Raw genomic sequence first — 2,844 nt, forward strand, 5'->3', positions numbered from 1 at the left:
GGTGGGTTAAAGTCCGCACTTCGCCACCTGTTGACAGAGATTTGATTGTGAAGTTTATACGTGGATTTTTCGACGCGGAGGGTACAATTGCGAGGCAGGATAAGAGGCGGGTTTACATCAGAATGGCGCAGAAAGATAGGGCTCTTCTAGAGGCGGTTAAAGCTATGCTTGCGGTGTTGGGTATCTCAACCACGGAGGTGTTTAGATCTGACAGATACGGCACATACGCTCTGCAGATTAGTAGTGGCGATGTTAGGAAATTTGTTGAAATCGTTGGGACAGACCACCCCCTTAAACACGCCAGGGCTGTCCTCTTTCTCAACCTCGGGCAGGGGGCGGGGGCCCAGCTCTGACCCTCTTAAGGTAGCCAAATGCCTTGCCGGGTAAGGGCTGGCGGCGGTGCCTCACTTCTTTGGCACCGCCCCAGTCTCCCGATAGTTCCGGCGTGCATGAATGGATCAACGAGGTCCCCACTGTCCCGGCCCGGGGCCCGGCGAACCCACCTCCAGGTGCACAGTCCTGGGACCCCCGACGGGGCGAGAAGTCCCTATGGAGCTTCACAGCAGCCTGTCGTTGCGGGGGGGTGGGGGGTGCAGAGGGTAGGTGGGAGCGGTGAAACGGGGTCTCCGGGCTCCGTGGATGCGGTCCTGGAACACCACCCACTCTCCGCCCCTCCGCTTACCCGCCGCGAGGCGGGGACAGCGGCAGGCGGGCTGTTCGGCTGGGGCGGCACACCCCTGAAAAGATATCGGGGGTGCCCAAAGCTCGGCTCAGGCGGGTCAGAAATCCGCCGTAGAGTGTAAGGGCAAAAGCCGGGCTGACTGGGCCCTTGAACGCACGGGGCCCAGGCGGGAAACCGGGGCCTAGAGAACGCTCGTGCCCCCACCAGACCCACCTCGGGTTATGCTTAAATTTGGGGGAGGGCTGTGGGAGCGTGGAGGATGTGGTTGAGTATTTAGCTGGTTTGTTGGCTGACGGATATCTGTGGATAGATAGAGATAGACACGACTACCAGTATAGAATTTACGATAGGTGGCGTGAGTTCCTGGTGCTTGTTGCGAAGTTGATTGGCGGACTGGGGTATGAGGCGCATATTTACGCTAGGGGAGGTGGCAGGTGGTATGAGTTGGTGGTGTACAGTAAGAGTTTTGTGTCTTCGATTGCGGAGGTGTGGGAGAGACTTCTCGGGAGCCCCACGGTCGCCTTTGCAAGAGGTTTGGCAGATGCCGAGGCTTCTGTGATAAGAGGAAATCCCAATAGAGTGAAGTTTACTAACAGAGATGAGCGGGTTGCATCGGCGTTTGCTAAGGTGTTGGCTCAGAATAATATTCCTCACAGGGTGTATACGGAGAGGAGGGCCAGCGGTTTGGATCACGTAGTTGTCATAACGGGGGTGGAGAACATAGCGAGGTTTGCATATACCGTGGGGTTTCTCCACCCCGAAAAGAGGAGGAGGTTGCTCAACTTCTGGGGCGTTGAAAGCCCTCCCTTTTTCGGAATTACTCTTTCTTAAACCCGGGTGGGGGTGCTTGGGGGCCGGGCATGACAGAAAAGTTACCCTAGGAATAACCGGCTCGTCGCGGGTGAGAGTCCCCATCGACCCCGCGGTTTGGTACCCAGACGTCGTCTCTTCCCATCCTGGCGGTGCAGCAGCCGCCAAGGGTGGGGCTAGGCGGGTGCGGGAGGGGGCTTTTATACCTGTTCATCTTTCTCTCTATGGAGTGCGATTTGGAGTATCTCGCCGGTGTGGTTAAGGGGGATGGGACGTTGTACTACAACAAGAGGGCGAGGGAGTACGTTATGGAGATATACGACAGAGATGTGGAGTACGTGGCGGTTTTGGCCGATATGCTGAGGGCGTGCCGCTTGAATCCCCACGTGAGGTCGTATGGGAGCTACTACAGAGTTAGGGTGAACAGCAGGGAGTTTTACGAACTTATCGGCGAAGCTGTTGAGCGGCTTCTTCAGTCGCCGACTGTTTCCTTTGTGCGGGGGTTGTTTGACAGCGACGGCACTTTGTACTTCGATAGGAGGAAGAGGCGCCCCTACCCCGTTGTGGAGTTGGGGAATTCGGATGTGAGAGTTGTAGACGCGGCGGGCGTGGTGCTGTCGTCGCTGGGGGTGAGGTACGGCGTTAAGAACTACGGAGGGAGGTTCTTCAAGCTTGTGGTTAGGGGGAGCAACGCCGTGTTGTTTGCCAGGCTTGTGAAGCCCCTCCACCCCGTTAAGTTCTCCCCTCTCTCTTTTCTCTCTAGCCCCCTCCAGCCCGCCCCCCAGGCCCGCCCATTAAAGGGGAACGTGAGATGGGTTCAGACCGTCGCGAGACAGGTCGGTCTCTACCTGTCGGGGGCGCTGGCCGCCTGAGGGGAAGGTGCCCTCAGTACGAGAGGAACGGGGCGCCGCGGCCTCTAGTGTGCCGGTTGTCCGGCAGGGCACTGCCGGGCAGCCACGCCGTGGGGGATAACCGCTGAATGCATCTAAGCGGGAAGCCCTCCCCGAGACGAGGCGGCCGTTGCCCTGGGGGCGACCCCGGGGCACGAGGGCTCCCGTAGAAGACGGGGTTGATGGGGCGGGGGTGTGAGCCCCGAGGGGTTCACCCGAGGGGTTCAGCCCGCCGCTCCCAAGAGCCCGACGCCGTAGCTACTCACCCGGGAGCGAGGGCGTTAGCCCACGCGGGCTCGGGCGCGTCTCTTGGTAGGCCTACCTGCGGCGTAGACCCCCTCACTATATTCTTGTATCTCGTTCTCGGGTACAGGAGTAGTGTAGGCTAGCTTGTCGTATGCTGGGAGGAGGCCTCAGCTAGGGTAACGCTCTTCACCGGTCCGTAAACCGTCGTCTCATCAC

At 59.2% G+C, this 2,844-nt stretch carries 1 rRNA gene; it reads left to right on the forward strand.

Going from position 1 to position 2,844, the window contains the following annotated elements:
* Nucleotides 1-2,644: ribosomal RNA gene (locus ACP5J3_RS12550) — 23S ribosomal RNA — on the forward strand; the annotation flags it as partial.
* Between the last annotated feature and the right edge of the window lie 200 nt (nucleotides 2,645-2,844).

Source organism: Pyrobaculum sp. (assembly GCF_049971835.1).
In the GTDB taxonomy this organism is placed as follows: Archaea; Thermoproteota; Thermoprotei; order Thermoproteales; family Thermoproteaceae; genus Pyrobaculum.